The 17,473-nt window shown below is 45.8% G+C and carries 13 protein-coding genes and 1 riboswitch; of the genes, 2 read left to right on the forward strand and 11 right to left on the reverse strand.

Annotation, left to right across the window (positions count from 1 at the left end):
* Positions 1-112: 112 nt before the first annotated feature.
* The 10 genes from RT269_RS03880 to recQ form a co-directional block, all read right to left on the reverse strand.
* On the reverse strand, positions 113-1,363 hold the full coding sequence (locus RT269_RS03880) for a C40 family peptidase (RefSeq protein WP_313180674.1): 1,251 nt from the start codon (positions 1,361-1,363) through the stop codon (positions 113-115).
* A 120-nt stretch (positions 1,364-1,483) separates the two neighbouring features.
* The gene (locus tag RT269_RS03885) at positions 1,484-2,863 is read right to left on the reverse strand and encodes an MATE family efflux transporter (protein ID WP_313180675.1); all 1,380 of its coding nucleotides are present in this window, start codon (positions 2,861-2,863) and stop codon (positions 1,484-1,486) included.
* Between the two features lie 69 nt (positions 2,864-2,932).
* Entirely contained in the window at positions 2,933-4,321 is a 1,389-nt protein-coding gene (gene gltA, locus RT269_RS03890; RefSeq protein WP_313180676.1) for an NADPH-dependent glutamate synthase, read from the reverse strand.
* Positions 4,321-5,211 (reverse strand): sulfide/dihydroorotate dehydrogenase-like FAD/NAD-binding protein, encoded by an 891-nt coding sequence (locus tag RT269_RS03895; protein WP_313180677.1) that lies wholly within the window; start codon positions 5,209-5,211, stop codon positions 4,321-4,323. Before RT269_RS03895 ends, gltA begins: the two co-directional genes overlap by 1 nt.
* Before the next feature lie 261 nt (positions 5,212-5,472).
* Positions 5,473-5,964, reverse strand: a complete 492-nt coding sequence (locus tag RT269_RS03900) for a dihydrofolate reductase (RefSeq protein ID WP_313180678.1) — start codon at positions 5,962-5,964, stop codon at positions 5,473-5,475.
* Positions 5,965-5,985: 21 nt separating this feature from the next.
* Positions 5,986-6,606 carry a hypothetical protein gene (locus tag RT269_RS03905; RefSeq protein WP_313180679.1) on the reverse strand — a complete coding sequence of 207 codons (621 nt, stop codon included), beginning with the start codon at positions 6,604-6,606 and terminating at the stop codon, positions 5,986-5,988.
* 99 nt (positions 6,607-6,705) lie between these two features.
* On the reverse strand, positions 6,706-7,914 hold the full coding sequence (locus tag RT269_RS03910; RefSeq protein WP_313180757.1) for a chloride channel protein: 1,209 nt from the start codon (positions 7,912-7,914) through the stop codon (positions 6,706-6,708).
* A gap of 121 nt (positions 7,915-8,035) precedes the next feature.
* A riboswitch (Fluoride riboswitch) is annotated at positions 8,036-8,109 on the reverse strand.
* A 75-nt stretch (positions 8,110-8,184) separates the two neighbouring features.
* The gene (locus RT269_RS03915; RefSeq protein WP_313180680.1) at positions 8,185-11,358 is read right to left on the reverse strand and encodes an SMC family ATPase; all 3,174 of its coding nucleotides are present in this window, start codon (positions 11,356-11,358) and stop codon (positions 8,185-8,187) included.
* On the reverse strand, positions 11,355-12,524 hold the full coding sequence (locus RT269_RS03920) for an exonuclease SbcCD subunit D (protein ID WP_313180681.1): 1,170 nt from the start codon (positions 12,522-12,524) through the stop codon (positions 11,355-11,357). The genes RT269_RS03915 and RT269_RS03920 overlap by 4 nt, the downstream gene beginning before the upstream one ends.
* Positions 12,525-12,778: 254 nt before the next feature.
* A complete protein-coding gene (recQ, locus tag RT269_RS03925; RefSeq protein ID WP_313180682.1) occupies positions 12,779-14,611 on the reverse strand; it encodes a DNA helicase RecQ in 1,833 nt (610 codons plus the stop codon).
* Positions 14,612-15,001: 390 nt separating this feature from the next.
* On the opposite strand from recQ, the gene RT269_RS03930 reads away from it, so the two are divergent.
* Positions 15,002-15,889, forward strand: a complete 888-nt coding sequence (locus RT269_RS03930; protein ID WP_313180683.1) for a DMT family transporter — start codon at positions 15,002-15,004, stop codon at positions 15,887-15,889.
* 16 nt (positions 15,890-15,905) lie between these two features.
* On the opposite strand, the gene RT269_RS03935 is transcribed toward RT269_RS03930, so the two are convergent.
* On the reverse strand, positions 15,906-16,421 hold the full coding sequence (locus RT269_RS03935) for a ClbS/DfsB family four-helix bundle protein (protein ID WP_313180684.1): 516 nt from the start codon (positions 16,419-16,421) through the stop codon (positions 15,906-15,908).
* A gap of 358 nt (positions 16,422-16,779) precedes the next feature.
* Between RT269_RS03935 and RT269_RS03940 the strand changes: the two genes are divergently transcribed.
* The gene (locus tag RT269_RS03940) at positions 16,780-17,370 is read left to right on the forward strand and encodes a methyltransferase family protein (protein ID WP_313180685.1); all 591 of its coding nucleotides are present in this window, start codon (positions 16,780-16,782) and stop codon (positions 17,368-17,370) included.
* The last annotated feature ends 103 nt before the right edge of the window (positions 17,371-17,473 follow it).

Genomic DNA, 17,473 nt, shown 5'->3' on the forward strand with positions numbered 1-17,473 from the left:
AAATATATCACATCATACTTGATTACATTTTCTCATATAATGTCGATTTCCGCAAGCTCTTTTTAAGGAAACAGGGGGGGATCAACGGATCCCCCCCTGTTAAACAGATTCCCTATACAATTCTTCTGACGGATAAAATCGTCCGGTAGGTGGCTGTTCCTACCTTAATTCCGGTGGACGGGGAGCTGGCATGAACAATTTGTCCATTGCCGATATAAATTCCTATATGTCCTGCATAACAGATAAGATCTCCCGGCTGGGCATCAGAATAGGATACCTCACGCCCTGCAGAGCGCTGCTCCGAAGAGCTTCTTGGCAGGGAGTAGCCGAAATGCTTGTACACAGACAGTACAAACCCGGAGCAGTCCGTACCACTCGTCAGGCTGGTACCTCCAAATACATAGGGGTTCCCCACAAACTGAAGTCCGTAATCCGCAACCGCACGGCCTTCCGCTGATCCTCCGCTGCTTTTGGAGGCAGACGGGCCGGTGTACTTGTTGTTGGCATTGGATGATTTTGGTTTTGAGCTTGTGTTTGCCGCAGCTTTCTTCCTGGCCTCTTCCTCCGCCTTTTTCCTGGCTTCTTCGGCTGCCTTCTTTCTGGCCTCCTCTTCTTTCGTCTTGCGGATCTCCTCATTCTTCTTTGCTACCGTCTGGGCATAAACCGCCGCATCCTGCTTGGCTTGTGCAAGCTGGCTGTCGAAATTGGAAACTTCCTTTTTCTTCGTGGAGATCAGTGTCTCAAGCGCAGATTGCTGTTCCTTGTACTCCAGCTCCATGACCTCCATCTCAGCCTTGTCCTCTTCTAAGTCTGCCTTATAATCGGCCACCTTCTGCTTTGTCTCCTGGTAAGTGATCAGCATATTCCGGTCATATGTATAAATTCCTTCTACGTATTCCGCCTTATTAAGAAGATCAGACATGTTCTTTACCTGAAGGAAAATATCCAGATATTCTGTATCTCCCTTCTCGTACATGTACTGGATTCGCTTCTTCATGGAAGTGTACTGCTTTTCTTCCTCTTTCTTAGCCGCTGCATAGTCCAGCTCTGCCTGTTTGATCTCTGCTTCCTTGTTGGCCATATCACTTTCCAGAACTTTGATATCAGCCAGAAGTGCAGTCAGATCAGAAGTCAGCTTTGATACCTGATTCTGAGCAGCACTCTTTTTGCCTTCCGCTTCCTGGGCTTTTTTATTTGCCTCTTCCAGTTTTTTTTGCGCTTCCTGTTTTTCTTTTTCCGCTTTTGACGTGGCCCAGGCGGGAACAGTCTGGCCGCAGACCATAGCACTTACCAACAGGCCGCAGAGAAGCTTTTTAATCATTTTCCTGTTTCTTTCATACATATTCTGCATTTTTCGTTTCATCGTCAGTTCCTTTTCCCCTTTTTTCTACCTTATATGTTACCGTATAACCAGGGTGAAATTCAAGTCTTTTTTGGAAAATTTTGATAATTGTAAGATACTGCCAAATGAACTTCCGGTTATCTATTCAAGTTCCGCTTCCAGCCGGGCCTGCTGCTTATCCTGTGGCAGCTTTCTTGCCACCACAAGGAAGGAGAAGAGGAATAGAATCCCTTTGATGATACTTGAAATAGTAAATGCCCACCAGATTCCGTCCAGCCCAAGGGCTGTACTGCTTAAAACCATGGCAAGAGGTATCCTGGCGGAAGTAAACAAAACGCTGATGACCGAGCAGAGAAGGGTCCTGCCAAGACCGGAGAGTGCCCCTACTGTTGTCAATTCAATGCACATAAACATCTGGCAAAAGCCCAGGATCACAAGATAGCGCACTCCCATTGGAATAACTTCTGGCTCATGGATGAATAATCCGAATATATGCTCCGGAAAGCCGATCAGAAGAGCTGAGCAAAACAATCCCCAGACAAACATGACTCCGATTGCCGTATAATAGCCCTTTTTCACTCTCCCATACTGACCTGCTCCATAATTTTGCCCCACAAAGGAATTAATGGCGGCTGCAAATCCATCTGCTGTCATCCATGATATGGATTCGATCTGACCGCCCACCCGCAGCACCGCCACAGCAATATCTCCAAATCCGGTCACAAACCGGGTGAGAATCATGGAAATGCTGGTATAAATAAGGTTCTGAACGGAAGCAGGGAAACCGATCCGGATCATGGCTTTCAAATAATCCCAGGGGACCTTATGAAACACCTTCACCTTATCAAACAGAACCTGGTCCTTTCGAATGGCAATGAGGAATACTGCGGTAACCACTGCCTGGGCCATGACCGTGGCAATGGCCGCCCCCGCTACTCCTGAGCCCTTTATCGGACCCACCCCAAAAATCAGGACAGGATCCAGTACCATATTCAAAACCAGGCCGATAAAATTCGCAAGCAGCGGTGTTTTACTGTCGCCCATCGCTGTCATGATCCCGGTAATAATCGAATTTAAAAAGGAAAATACAATCAAACCGCAGGTAATCTTTAAATAGATCTGGGCATTATAGGCAACGAAAGCATCGTTCAACCCGAAAAATGCGATCAAAGGCTTTGCCCCGAAAAACGTCACTACCCCATACAGCAGAGCAAATAAAAGCCCCATCTGAACTGAACCGGAAGCATAGACTGCCGCTTCCTTCCTGTCTCCCCTTCCAAGCGCATGAGCTACCTTTACCTGGCCGCCCATTTTTGCCAGAGCGACAACGCCCTGGGAGAGCCAGACATACATTCCCCCTGCGCCGACCGCTGCAACAGCCGGGGAACCGACGAACCCGATCCAGGCCATATCCGTCAGATTATAAGCCATCTGCACCAGAGCGGTGACCATGATGGGAAGGGCCAGACCGGTCAGCGATGTAAAAATATGTCCATTTAATAAATCAATTTTTTTATTCATAAATTATGTAACAACCTTTCAAAAGGGCCGCCAGTGAACTGGCAGCCCTTAAATTTCTTACTATCTGGATTATTCCTTAGTAGAAAGGTATTCATCAATCCCTCTTGCTCCAGCCCGTCCGGCTTCCATAGCCAGAATAACGGTTGCAGCTCCAGTTACCGCATCTCCTCCGGCGTAAACGCCTTCCTTGCTGGTTTTTCCTGTAGATTCCTCAGCAATGATACATTTGCGCTTATTGATATCCAGTCCTTTTGTTGTATTGGATATGAGCGGGTTCGGTGAAGTACCCAGGGACATGATAACGGTGTCTACATCAATGACGAATTCAGATCCCTCTATCTCAACAGGTCTTCTTCTGCCGGAAGCATCCGGCTCTCCAAGCTCCATTTTAATGCATTTCATTCCATTTACCCAGCCTTTATCATCGGTGAGAATTTCTAACGGGTTGGATAAAAGATTAAAAATGATTCCCTCTTCCTTTGCGTGGTGAACTTCTTCCGCTCTTGCCGGAAGCTCCGCCTCACTTCTTCTATATACAACGTGTACCTCTGCGCCAAGACGAAGGGCCGTCCTGGCTGCATCCATGGCAACGTTTCCGCCGCCTACCACTGCAACCTTCCTGCCTGCTACGATAGGGGTATCATAGTCACTGCGGAACGCTTTCATTAAGTTGCTTCTGGTTAAATATTCGTTGGCAGAGAATACGCCGTTTGCGTTCTCTCCCGGAATTCCCATAAACATAGGAAGACCTGCTCCAGAACCGATGAATATGGCCTGGAATCCTTCTTCATCCAAAAGCTCGTCAATGGTCACGGACTTACCGATGATCACATTGGTTTCTATTTTAACGCCAAGCTTTCTTACGTTGTCAATCTCCGGCTGAACCACACCTTCCTTTGGAAGACGGAATTCCGGAATGCCGTAGGTCAATACGCCGCCCGGCTCATGAAGAGCTTCAAAAATAGTAACTTCATAGCCCATTTTAGCCAGGTCACCGGCACAGGTTAATCCGGAAGGACCGGAACCGATGACGGCTACCTTCTTGCCATTGGTCTTTTCCGGGGCAGCCGGTACAAAACCGTGCTCTCTGGAATAGTCCGCCACAAAACGCTCCAGCTTTCCGATAGAAATGGGTTCTCCCTTGATTCCCCGGATACACTTGCCTTCGCACTGGCTCTCCTGGGGGCAGACCCGGCCACAGACAGCAGGAAGTGCAGAGGATTCAGCAATAATCCTTGCAGCCTCTTCGTGATTTCCGTTCTCCACTTCTTTAATAAAACCGGGAATATTAATGGATACCGGGCAGCCTGCTACACATTTCGGGTTTTTACAATTAATGCAGCGGCTGGCTTCCTCTTTTGCCTCTTCTTCATTATATCCAAGACAAACCTCTTCAAAGTTCGTCGCTCTTACCTTAGGATCTTGTTCTCTTACTGGTACTTTCTTTAATACATCCATTACTCGTTACCTCCACACAATCCGCAGCCGCCGTGATGAGTATCGCCCTCACTCTCTTTTAAAACCGCGCGCCCTTCTTCTGATTTATACATCATCTGGCGCTTCATGGCCTCATCAAAATTAACCAGATGGCCGTCAAACTCCGGTCCATCTACGCAGGCAAATTTCACTTCACCGCCGACCGTAACACGACAGGCACCGCACATGCCAGTTCCGTCTACCATGACCGGGTTTAAGCTGACAACAGTAGGAATACCAAGCTCCTTGGTTACAAGGCAGGCGAACTTCATCATGATCATCGGTCCGATGGCTACGCACACATCGTATTTCTTCCCCTGGTTTAAAACCAGGTCTTTGATTACCTCAGTTACCAGGCCCTTTCTTTCATAAGAGCCGTCATCTGTGGTTATATATAAATTTCCGGCCTGCTCTCTCATGGCATCTTCCAGAATCAATAAGTCCTTGGTCTTTGCCCCCACGATGACATCCACGTCAATGCCGTGCTCTTTCATCCATTTTACCTGGGGATAAACAGGAGCAGTTCCAACACCGCCGGCCACAAATAAATATTTCTTTTTCTTCAATTCTTCTATATCTTCGTGTACGAATTCAGACGCATTGCCCAAAGGACCCACCACATCCTCAAAGCTGTCTCCTGCCTTTAAAACAGCCATCTTTTCCGTGCTTGCACCAACGGTTTGGAATACAATGGTAATGCTTCCCTTCTCACGATCATAATTACAAATGGTCAGGGGAATTCTCTCCCCTCTGTCATCCATCTTAACAATAACAAACTCTCCGGGCTGGCAGGCTTTGGCAATCCGAGGTGCTTCCACATCCATCAGATAGATCTTGTCAGCTAACATCTCTGCTTTTAAAATCTTGTACATCTTCATCCTCCTAATGTCTTCGTGAATATACCTGTACACCTTTCCTGATAGCCTTCCCCAACAATCAGGCCAAATAGTACTCGTACCATATTACCATTTTTCAATGGCACTGACAACATTTATTAAAAAAATATCAATAAAAATTTATAGATTAGGTCGAATTTTGCCTATAATCTTACAGACTTTGTATCCTGATGGTGCAACTGGATAGGCTTGTATATCCAGTTAATTCACAGGCAAAAGGCCGAAAAGCACATGAATTTAACCTTTCCTCTGATACATGCGGTACGTATAACATAAATCAAAATAGGTCTGTTCATCGCTTTCCGCCGCCATTTCCCATGCCGGATCCTGGTCTAAATTGGGGAAATGTGTATCAGCGCTGTACATATAGTCAATATAAGTCACATGGGCCGTATTACAATATGGGAAAAACTGTTCGTAGATACTTTGCCCTCCTATGATAAAGCAATCCTCCTCAGGATAATTGCCAAGTTCTTTAAGGGCCTCTGAAAGGCTGTGGCAGACAACCGCCCCCTTTACTTTGTAATCCGGATCCCTGGTCAATACGATGTTGGTTCTTCCATAGAGCGGCTGCTTTCCAGGCAGGCTCTCAAGGGTCTTTCGTCCCATGACGATCACCTTACCCATGGTTTCCTCCCGGAACAGCTTCTTATCCTCGGGGATGGAAACAAGAAGCTGGCCCTGATTGCCGATGGACCAGTTTTTATCCACTGCAACAATGATATTCATAGGTCAACCCCTCCTTTTCCTTTATTCTTCTCCAATGATCAGTTCTTTTGCATAAGGAAGTGTTTCGATCCACCGGCAGAAATCATGCCATTCTTCCAGCTTATGGCTGCGCCTTGCAAAGTATATGTTGATCAGGGTTTCATAATTCAAAGTGCATGTCCTCATCTGGTTATAGCTGGATGGAAGGAGCTGGATTAAATCATACCAGTCCTCTTTCTTCTTATTCTCTATGTAGCGGAGGCGGATCTTTTCCATTTCAGAAACCACAGTTTCCATAAAAGCCAGCGTTCCTTCCGTCATATGGTCATGGCTGAAGTCTTCCAGTTCAAATGGCTTGCTGTGAATCTTATGCATGGTGCTGGTGGAATTGGCTACAGTAGCCACTTTGTAGGTATCGTATTCTTTCCACCAGTAGATCGGCGCTGTGATATCCACAGATACCAGGATCTGGCGGATGTATTTGCGGTGGTCGCTTCCAGCTTTTCTCAGCCGCTTTGCAAGGCCAAGATCATTGGGTCCAAGGATGTATTCTCCCTTCTCATTATATCCGCTGTCCATCCGGTCCCAGCTATTCATGGGATTTCTTGCACCCCGAATGGCATTTTCTATGTTCATAACACTGGTTCTTTCGCAGTTTAACATGGTATCTTCCTTTCTGTATGTTAATTCTTGTTTCATGGCTCTATTCATTATAGAGCAAAATACCCGATTCATCCATTGATTTATTTTTCAAAAAAGTCTTTAATTATATAATTTCTTTTGGGCCGTGTATATGGATCTGTCTCCATTAAATAGATATGCAATGCTGCAGACCACAAAAAAATATGGCAAATAAGAATAGCCGAAAACCTCGGCTCCTATAAAAACAGGCGCTAAAAGAGTATTTGTGGCGCTGCCGAAAACCGCCGCATATCCCATTGCGGCAACAAAGTCAGGCGGCAATCCCAGAATCCCTGCAACAGCGGCTCCAAGGCTTGTACCTATTGCAAACAGAGGAGTAACCTCTCCTCCCTGAAACCCTGCTGCAATCGTAATAATGGTCAGAACAAGTTTTAAAATCCAGTCCCAGCCATAGATACGGCCTCCATGGAAACCGGCTGAAATCAAATTCGTTCCCAGACCGGAATATCTACCCATTCCCAATAGAATAAACAATATTGCCAGAAAGATACTTACAATGGTTATTTTTTTAACAGGATCTCGAAAAGTTTTCCCCAGCTTATTATTCATAGAACCCAGCCCGTAAGCAAACAGGTAACCGACCAGACCAAACAAAGCCCCCAACACCATTAATTTCAATGCAAATAAAACGTCTATCTGAATTTTTGAATTCAGGGCATAATGAAAATTTTCCAAACCCAGGGCTTTTGAGACCGTACTGGCTGTAAAGGAGGCGGCAATGGCCGGAAACAGGGCAGAATACTCCAGGGTTCCTGCCGATAAAACCTCTAATGCAAAAAAGCAGGCGGCGACAGGCGTTCCAAATAAGCCGGAAAAACCAGCTGCCATACCTGTTACCAGGAAGATTTTGGAGTTATTCTTTACTTTTATTTTAAGGCCAGCCCAGTGCGATAAGGTGGCTCCTATCTGTACGGCAACGCCTTCCCTTCCGGCACTTCCCCCGAACAAATGAGTGATCCAGGTGCTTAGAATCGTTAGTGGGATCAGCCTCAAAGGAATCCTGTCTTCTTCTCCATGACCCACCTGAAAAATTAATCCCATTCCCTTAACACACATTCCCTCATCCCAGTGATACAGCCAGACTGCCAAGGCTCCTGCTGCAGGAAGAAAAATGATCAGGGGGATAAAGTATTCTTCCCGTAATTCTGTTACAAAAAGCAAAACTCTTCCAAATCCCGTATCCAGTATCCCCACTGCTGCGCCGATCACCACTCCGCAAATTCCTAAGATCATCAATTCCCTGTACTTTTTCAGCTTTTTTTCCAGCATCAAACAATTCCTCCCTGAAACCGGCCACTTACAAAAGGTCCGGTCATTTATATTCTTGCATTTTTAAAGATGATCAAACCCTGACAATTAAAAAAGCTGATACCTTCTGCATATTCAGTCAAAATATACAGAAGCCATCAGCAAATTGCGGTTTTGATAATCCTATCATGGGAGCGCTTCATTCCCGTTTCACAATTATTATACAGGTTTCTTCTCTGTTGTCAAGTTTTTATATCACCTGAAAAGTACCGATTTTTTACTGTCTTCCTGTCATACGCCATCAGGAAGGACATCTAAGTCCCACAAAATCCTGCTTCCTTTTTCTGTTTTTTTCACCAGGAGCTTCTTTCCGATCTGCTCCTTTAATTCCGTCACATGGGAAACAATCCCGATCAGTCTTTGTCCCCCGGCCAGCTCCTGAAGGATGCGGACTGCCTTAAGTCTGGATTCCTCATCCAGAGAACCAAAGCCTTCATCAATGAAAAGAGCATCCATACTCACATTTCCTGCCGTGCGCTGGATGATATCTGTCATGCCAAGAGCCATGGCAAGAGCTGCCATAAAGGATTCTCCGCCGGAAAGGGTTTTAACATCCCGTACCTTATCCGTTGCCATGCTGTATACATCCAAATCCAGGCCTACCTCCCCCTGCTTTCCAAGGGTCTCCAAATCCCTGCACTGAAGCAGGAACTGGCCGTCCGTCATAACGTCAAGCCGTTTGTTAGCCGCATGGATCATCTGGTTAAAGTACTGCCTCTGGACATAGGTCTGAAAGTCCAGGCTGACGGAGCCTGCCATTTTCCCGTTGGCCGTCTGAAACAGGGTATGGTACAGGCGGTATTTCTCTTCCAGCTGCTCTCTCTCCTTCCACAGCCGCCCCAGATTTTCAGCAGCCTGAAGAGCCCTGCTGCCAATAGCCGTGATCCTTGCCTCCCTGGTCTGCAGCTGCTTCTGTTCCTCCTTAAGAGCTTCCGCCTGCCCTTTCCAATGTTCCGTTTCTATCCTTTCACGCCCCATTGTCTGCTCCTTAAACTGGCCGTAAACGGTGCGGGCCTTTAACAGTTCCTTTTCATAATTCCCTGTTTCCTGCTCCCACTGCCTTACAATTTCCGGCGCCTGCTTTGCCCTGTGGTAATCCTCTTCTTTTAAAAATCCCAGCTCCACCAAAGCGGATTGAAACGCAGCATCTGCCTGCTCAAGTGCAAGCCTTCGCGTCTCTTTGTTTTCCTCTTCCGAGGCCAGACGGCCTTTCCCTTCCTTTTCTTTCACTAAGATATACTGGAATCGTTTATCCGCCTGCTCCTCTGCTCTTAACAGCTCTTCTTTCCTTTTTTTGAAGCCCGCCAGCTTCCCCATGGCTTCCTCTTCCTCAGGGTATGGCAAAAGCTTCTTTACGTGATCCGCCTCTGCGACAGCGGCTGCCCTATCCAGTTGTTTCTGCTGCCAGTTCTTCATTGTCTCTTCTTTTTTAAGTTCCAGTTCCTCAAGCCTCCCCCGGTCCGCTTTCCTTTCTTCCAGAAGCTTCTTAAGAAGGCGGTCCGACTCAAAAGCTTCCTGCTCTTCCTTTTCCACTTCCCGCAAAAGCAAGCCGGCCCGTTCTCTCTCGTCATACAGACGGACATGAAGCTGATCCTGAGGGAAAGAAGTCCCAAACCATTTTTCTTCCTCTCCCTCCAGCAGTTCCTTTAAGTGGCGGCAGACCTCCAAGGCCCTGACGGCAGTTTGAACGGCCTGGGAACGCCGTTCCTCTGCCTGATTTCTGGCTTTCTTTGCCTGCTCCACCTCTTCCTGGGTGACAGCTCCCTCTATCAGCTTTGCCTTTAGAGGATGATGGACGGAACCGCAGACAGGACAGGGGGCTCCATCTGCCAGCTCATTAGCCATAATTCCAGCCTGCAATGCCAGAAACTCACGAAACCTGTCATTATAGCTCGCTTCCGCCTGTTCGTAATCTTTCTGGGCGCATAGAACCGCTTCCTGGTATTCCTCTCGTTTTAAGTCTGCCGACTCCCCTGCCTTAGCTGTTTTCTCAAGGTCTTCCATGGCCTGCTGCCGCTCCTGGAGCACAGTTTTTCTCTGTCTTATCTCCGGCAGACTCCTTGCACCTTCTTCTAACTTTTCCTGCCTTGCTTCGTTTGCAGCCAGACGTTCCTTTAACCGGATCAGTTCGGCTTCAATTCTATGAAAATACTGGCCAGCTTCCTCTTCCTCTCTTTTCTTATCAAGGGAAGCTCTCTCCATGGTTTTCCAACGGCCATAGAGCGGCATGGCCTCATTTAGCCGTTCGATGACAACTGACAGCCTGGGGACTTCTCCCTGGGAGGCATCCCTGCTTTCCTTCGCCTCCTTTTCCGCAGATGCAAGGGCAAGGGTTATTTCCGCCAATTCCTTTTTAAGCTGTTCGGCCCTTTTTATGGCTGTCTCATATTCCCTCTTTTTATCTAAGAACTGGTCCTCCGGGCCTTTCACCTTTTCTGCACGGACGGCCTCCTTTAATTGGGCTTCTATCTCAAGCCATTGTTCCTTCTGGCCCTCCAGAATATCCAGCCTGGCCTTTGCCTGCATAAGGCCGTCAAAGAGACGGTTCACTTCCTGGGCACGGCTTAACTGCCCTTCCACTTCAGAAAGAAGCTTTCCCCTGTGGTCCCGTTCCTCACAAAGCTCCTGTTCTTTTTCCTTTATCTCTGCCAGAATGGAGCCTAAAAGATTCTGGATCTCCTCTGTCCTTGTCTCCTTAAAATCCAAAAGCTCCCGCCATGGTTCCTGATAAGTGCTTTCATCCAAAAGCACCACATTTTCCAGTTCATGAAAGCATAACCTGCGGTTGTTTTCCAGGCTGTCATAAAAAAGATTGTTCTGCTCTTTTAATTTCAACTGGATACGGCTGTAAATCCCGGTGTTAAAGATCCTGGAAAATATCTCTTTCCGTTCTCTGGAAGATGCATGAAGAAGTCTTAAATAATCTCCCTGGGCAATCATGGCGATTTGCGAGAACTGGTTTAAGTCCACACCTACAATTTCCTGGATCTTCTGATTGATATCCCGAAGGTTGCCCGGGTACTCCGATCCATCAGGCAAGAGAAGGGAAGCCTTTGCCGGAACGGGAACTGCAGAATACTCTCCATTTTTATTTTTTCTTTTGCTGATCCTGGTATAGGAAGGGCTTCTTGTAATTTCATACCTCTCACCCCCTTCAGAAAATTTCAGGGACACGTAGGTTTCCTGGTCTTCTGCCGCATACTGGCTGCGCATCATGGAAGGCTCCCGCTTCTGTCCGCTGGTTTCCCCGAACAGGGCAAATGATACGGCATCAAAAATGGTGGTCTTTCCTGCTCCCGTATCTCCTGTAATAAGGAAAATGCCGTGGCCGATTTTCTCAAAATCCACGGTTTCCTTTCCTCCATAGGAACCAAAAGCGGACATGGTCAACTGCAATGGCTTCATAATCCTTCTTCCTCCTTTGCTTCCTGTACGATCCGCTCCATGGCCTGTTCTTCTTCCATTGTCATCTCTTCCCCTCTTACCGCCTTAAAAAACTGCCGGAATGCTTCCAAAGGTTTAAGAACCGGCACGGTCTCTCCCTCTTCCAGACGCTTTTGCCTGGTACGCTCATTGTCCACCCGAAGCTCCAGCAAATGATCGAACACTTCTTCTAAGCGCTCCCTGACCCGGTAAGGCTCCTCTTCATCGGTGAGCGTGACGCTGACATAATCATGGCGGTTTTCTTCTGTGGCCCTTTTAAGAATTTCAGATAAGGATCCTCTTTCCCGCCTCACATCCTGGATTCCATTGAGCGGAAGAAATTCAAACTCCGGTTCGTCTCCCTTTTTTCCTATATTCACCACAGTGACTGATTTTTTATGGTTTTCTTCGCTGACGGAATATTTATAGGGAGTCCCGCAGTATCGAATAGAAGTCTTGCCTACCTTTTGGGAACCGTGGAGATGTCCCAAAGCTATGTAATCAAATTCAGAAAGAACAGAAGCATCTACCCGGTCCAAACCGCCCGCCATGATGACCGCCTGCTCTGACTCGCAGGTTTCCGGGTCTTTATTGCCTGCCGCGTAAAATTGATGGGATAAAAGGATGTTGCGCTCTCCGCCATCAATGGTTTCTCTTTCCAGAACAGCTCTTATGGCACTTTCATATCCATCCGGCTGGTTGTCCGGAAAAAGCTGCCTGACATACCCTGGTTTTAAAAAGGGTAAGAGATAGAAATTCACCGGACCATTTTCATCCCGTAATACCACCTTTTTTAAGTACTCTTCCTGGCTTCTGGGCGGGAACACGGACAAATGAATGCGGTGCCGTTCCAGAAATGCCGAGGCATAGGACAGACGTTCCGGTGAATCATGGTTTCCTGCAATGATAAGGACCGTGATCTCAGGCTTTATTCCGGAAAGGGCTTCCAGGAAATTGCCAAACATGGTATAGGCCTCCCCGGAAGGAGCCGTTTTATCGTAGATATCGCCGCAGATCAGGATGACATCCGGATGCTGGGTTGCTGCATAATCCACAATCTGATTAAGGACCGCTTCCTGGTTTTCTTTTAAACTGTAGCCGTTTAACTGCTTTCCGATATGCAAATCAGATAAATGAAAAATCTTCATATTTCCTCTTTCCTGCCCGTGGTTTTGGGGCATAAGAATATACCCCCAGTGTGTCCTCCCAGGCATTTTTTATCTTAAATGTTTACCAGATGTTCCTTTTCATCCAGCTCAAAGGCAAGCACCGGGATCTCCCTGACGCCAAATTTCTTTTTATACAGGACAAAATTTTATACTCTCTATATTCCTTAACAGAGAGAGACTAGAAGCACCGACAAAAGAAAGGAAGCGGACTTTTGAGAAAATGGAGGAAACGATTACAGGAAAATCGATAAAAACCTTTCCCCATATTTCTCGAACTTAAATTCCCCTACTCCGGACACCGACAGCATCTCTTCCTTTGTCTTAGGTTTCTTCAAGGACATATGTACCAGGGTTTTGTCAGAAAACACGATATAGGGCGGTACTTTTTCCTCTTTGGCAATTTCCATCCGCAGCGCCCTTAGAGTTTCAAACAGAGCTGCCTCCCCTTCGGTTAATTCCAGAGCAGATGCACTTGATTTCTTTATCTTCTTTCCGCTCTTAACCTTTTCCACAGGTTCCTGTTCCTTAGCCATCTTCATGATCACGGATTCACCGTCTTCCAGTACCGCCTTAGATTTCTCTGTCAGCTTTACAATGGTGTATTCATCATTGGTTATTGCCAACCAATCGTTTAAAAATAAATGGTTCATCACCTGCCGCAGCTTATAGGCAGGAACCTTTGCCAGATTTCCATAATGAGGGTTCTCATTCATCCGGTAGTTTCTGATTTTTGCCGTATTGGCTCCATGAACCGTATCGATAATGACCGCAGTTCCATACCTCTGCCTGCTTGCCTTTACGCATCCCACCAATTCCTTTGCAATATCCGTCACATCCACTGTTTCAAACTGGCTTAAGCAGTTGGAACAGTTGCCGCAGTAATTCTCCCCATACTCCCCAAAGTACCGCAGAATGTAGTCCCTGAGGCATTCGTTGGTAAAGGAGTAAAAGGTCATCTTCTTAAGCCGTTCACGGTCCCGCTCCATAACCATCTGGTGGGTAAGGGAATCCAGCTCCTGATTATCCTGGTTATTATCAATAAACATCTGATTGGTCACGACATCCTGACCACTATATAGCAAAATGCATTCCCCCGGCTCTCCATCTCTGGAGCACCTGCCCACTTCCTGATAGTAGGATTCCAGGTTCTTCGGCATATTGTAATGAATAACAAACCGTACATTGGATTTATCGATCCCCATGCCAAAGGCGTTGGTCGCCACCATGATCTGGCTTCTATCGTAGATAAAGTCATCCTGGTTCTTCCGACGCTCCTCATCGCTTAACCCGGCGTGGTACCTGGTTGCTGAAAATCCCTCTTGATTCAGCCGGTCACATACCTCTTGCACCAGTTTTCTGGTCAGGCAGTAAATAATCCCGCACTGATCCGGGTGGCATTCCACATAGTTCTTTAATGTAGCATACTTATCCTTGGGAGACTGAACCCCCAGATAGAGATTGGGTCTGTCATATCCCGTAGACACCACGGCTGGTTCTCTGAGCATGAGTATATCAATGACATCTTCACGAACCTCTTTGGTAGCAGTGGCCGTAAACGCGCTGATGACCGGACGTTTTGGAAGCTTATCAATAAAATCCACGATTTTTAAATAGCTGGGCCTGAAATCCTGTCCCCACTGGGATACACAGTGAGTTTCATCCACCGCTACCATGGAAATATTTGTGTTTAATGCAAAATCAAGAAATTCATCCGTTACAAGACGTTCCGGTGCTACATAAATAATGGGATATCGCCCTTCCCGTGCATAGGCCAGGGCCTTATAATACTGACTTGCAGTCAAAGAACTGTTAAGATATGCGGCATGAATGCCTGCTTGATTGAGAGTTGTTACCTGGTCCTTCATGAGGGAGATCAGGGGCGAAATAACCAGTGTGATTCCTTCCATCATAAGAGCTGGTATTTGGAAGCACAGGGATTTTCCGGAACCGGTGGGCATGATTCCAAGGGCGTCTCTTCCGGACAAAATACTGTCGATAAGAATTTCCTGCCCTTCCCGGAAACTGTCGTAGCCGAAATAGTGCTTTAATACTTGAAATTTATCCATATAACTTTTGTTTCTGCTCCTTATCATTTGTTTTTTACAATTAGTTCTTTTCATTATACCATTTGTTCTTCAAATTTGCCACAGGCTTTCATGAATTAGGGATTGTTTTTTTCCGCGATTCGAGGTTGATTCGCGGCGCTGACTGTAATTTTGGATTTGTATGTAACGTATTCATGCCTTAATTAAAAAGGTTGATTATCGGCGAGATGAAGTTTGGTCATCTGCATACAGTATTTTTTAGCGCTTTATTTTTTAGCGTTTTTTAGCACTTTATTTTTGGATTATCTGAAATGATAAATAACACTGGCTTTTAGCAAACAATCATACTATAATTACTAAAGCTTTTATTGTATTTTGTATTTTATAATTCATAACCATAGGAGAAAAACTTTGAAGACTAATATTGGATTGTACCTGGCTTTGCTTTTCGGTGTCTTTTCCCTTTCTACCTCCGCGATTTTCGTGCGCCTGGCTAATGCCCCTTCTGCTATAACCGCATTTTTCCGTTTATTTTTTGCAGCTATGATTCTATTGCCATTTTTATTGGGCAGCAAGCAAAATAAGAATCAATTGCTATCCCTCTCTAAAAAGCAATGGGCACTTGGGATTTTGTCAGGACTTCTCTTATCTGCCCATTATCTGCTGTGGTTTGAATCCCTGAGGCATACATCAGTGGCAAGCTCAACAGTTATCGTAACATTGCAGCCTCTTTTTTCGATTGCTATCGGATATACTTTTTTGAAGGAACGATTTCACAAGCTGGCGATTGGGGGATGTCTGATCGCCATATTGGGCTGCTTTATCATCGGATGGGGGGATTTTCAAATAAGCTCTCAAGCTCTTTTTGGTGATTCATTAGCGCTATTGGCGGCAGGAATTATCAGTGTCTACTTTTTTATAGGTCAGGCAATAAGAAAAGAATTATCAGCGGTTCCTTATTCCGTCATAAGCTATTTAAGCAGTTCCGTTTTTTTAGGGTGTTATGCAATCATTGATGGTAACTCTTTCAGCGGTTATCCTAAAGCCACCTGGATATCCTTTGGGGGATTAGCACTTATATCAACGGTTTTTGGACAATTCATTTTTAATTGGCTGTTAAAGTGGATTCCTGCGACAGTTATTTCCATGAGCATACTGGGAGAAACTATCGGCACATGCATTCTGGCCTATTTTATCTTACATGAGGCAATTTCTCTTCAGCAGGGTATCGGGATAACAACGATATTATTAGGGCTGGTGCTCTTTTTTATTAGTCCCCAAATACATAAGAACCGGTAACATAGATAATAGCTTTTCAGCTGCCATTCTGCTTCTTCCACTTTCTGATCTTACTTCTAAATGACTTAAAAGGCGCGACCGTATTCGTGTGGATCCATTTCCAGACTGCCCAGTTGGAAGGCGTTGAAGACGCCCATTTTCTGCTTCCAGGCTGAAAAAGCTCGGTATCTGCATAATATTCCGTAAGGTTTATGATTTTTTGTACCGTTTCCTTAAACATGGTACATAATTCCTGTAAACTATATGTTTCGTATTGCCTGTAAAAGCTCTTGTATAATCCGCCCAGATTGTTCCACTTATAATCTGGGTGAGGGGTAACAACCGTATTCCCCTGCTGTTCCTGTTCTTCCCAATGAAGAAGAAGGTTTAACCAGCCTAATTGATAGGCTATCATCTGCGCCGGTGACCTGTCCACTCCGTCAATCTGTTTGTCCTTATCTGTTTCCTGAATATCTGAAAATTCATCTATGAATAATTTAGCACGATTTGATATCTCGTCGATCAATTCCTGCTTATCTTTATATTCTGTCAATGCATTGCCCTCCAAATTTCTGTTTTATTTGCTGCCGGCAGACAACCATGCCTGCGCCGGTATTTTCGATGATATCTTTCCATTCAATTTTCTCCACAAAATGCAATCTGAATACCATCTTGCTATATAACGGTATTGTACCTTTAATCTAAAAAAAAGGCAAACAAAAACAACAGGGATACATGAGTATGAGCAGCGCCGTTTTTGTTTCGTTATCGCCTTTTTTCTATCCGGCCGGCGGCCGGCATTTCTCCCCTTTCCTGGAATAAGTTAGCCTGTATCAATCAGTCTTATATGGATGTTCATCTTGACGTTTCCATGGTATACTTTGAAGTATTACATACAAGGCGGTGATAGAATGATTTTTCAGATCAGCATATTTGCGTTAATAACCTGTTTTTACATTGCCTATTTTATGAAGCAAATCTTTCTTCGGAAAAAGGGCATTCACACAAACCGGCTGGCAAAGGGCCATAAACCTCCTAAAACAGCAGCAATAGAAACGGCTCTTCTTGCAGCAACCTACGGCATCGCGGCTATTCAGTACGCAAGTGTGTTCTTTTCCCGTTTCATGCTCTCTCTTACTTTTCCTGTCAGTGTACGGTGGATAGGAATTGTGCTCACGGGAAGCGGGGTTATTTTCTTTATACTGGCTATCACCTCCATGCGTGACAGCTGGCGCGCGGGTGTGGACGAAACCCAAAAAACTTCCATTGTCACAAGAGGCATATATAAGGTCAGCAGGAATCCGGCTTTTGTGGGCTTTGATCTGCTATATATGGGCTCTGCACTTGCCCTTCCAAACATGATCAGCATCCTTTCCGCGTTCATTGGTATCCTTCTGCTGCATTTTCAGATTTTAGAGGAAGAAAAGTATTTACCTCGTGCCTTTGGGGATGAATATTTGCAATACAAGAGCAGCACGCCGCGATATTTCCTGTTTTTTTGAACCTTCTCTTGGCAGGCTTTCCCCCAATAAAAGCATATGCTCCTTCCTGCAGCGGCCAGCTTTTATCATGTAAACGGTCCGCTGCAGGAAGGAGCATATCATA

Origin of the sequence: Lacrimispora sp. (assembly GCF_032078915.1) — a bacterium.
In the GTDB taxonomy this organism is placed as follows: Bacteria; Bacillota; Clostridia; order Lachnospirales; family Lachnospiraceae; genus Lacrimispora.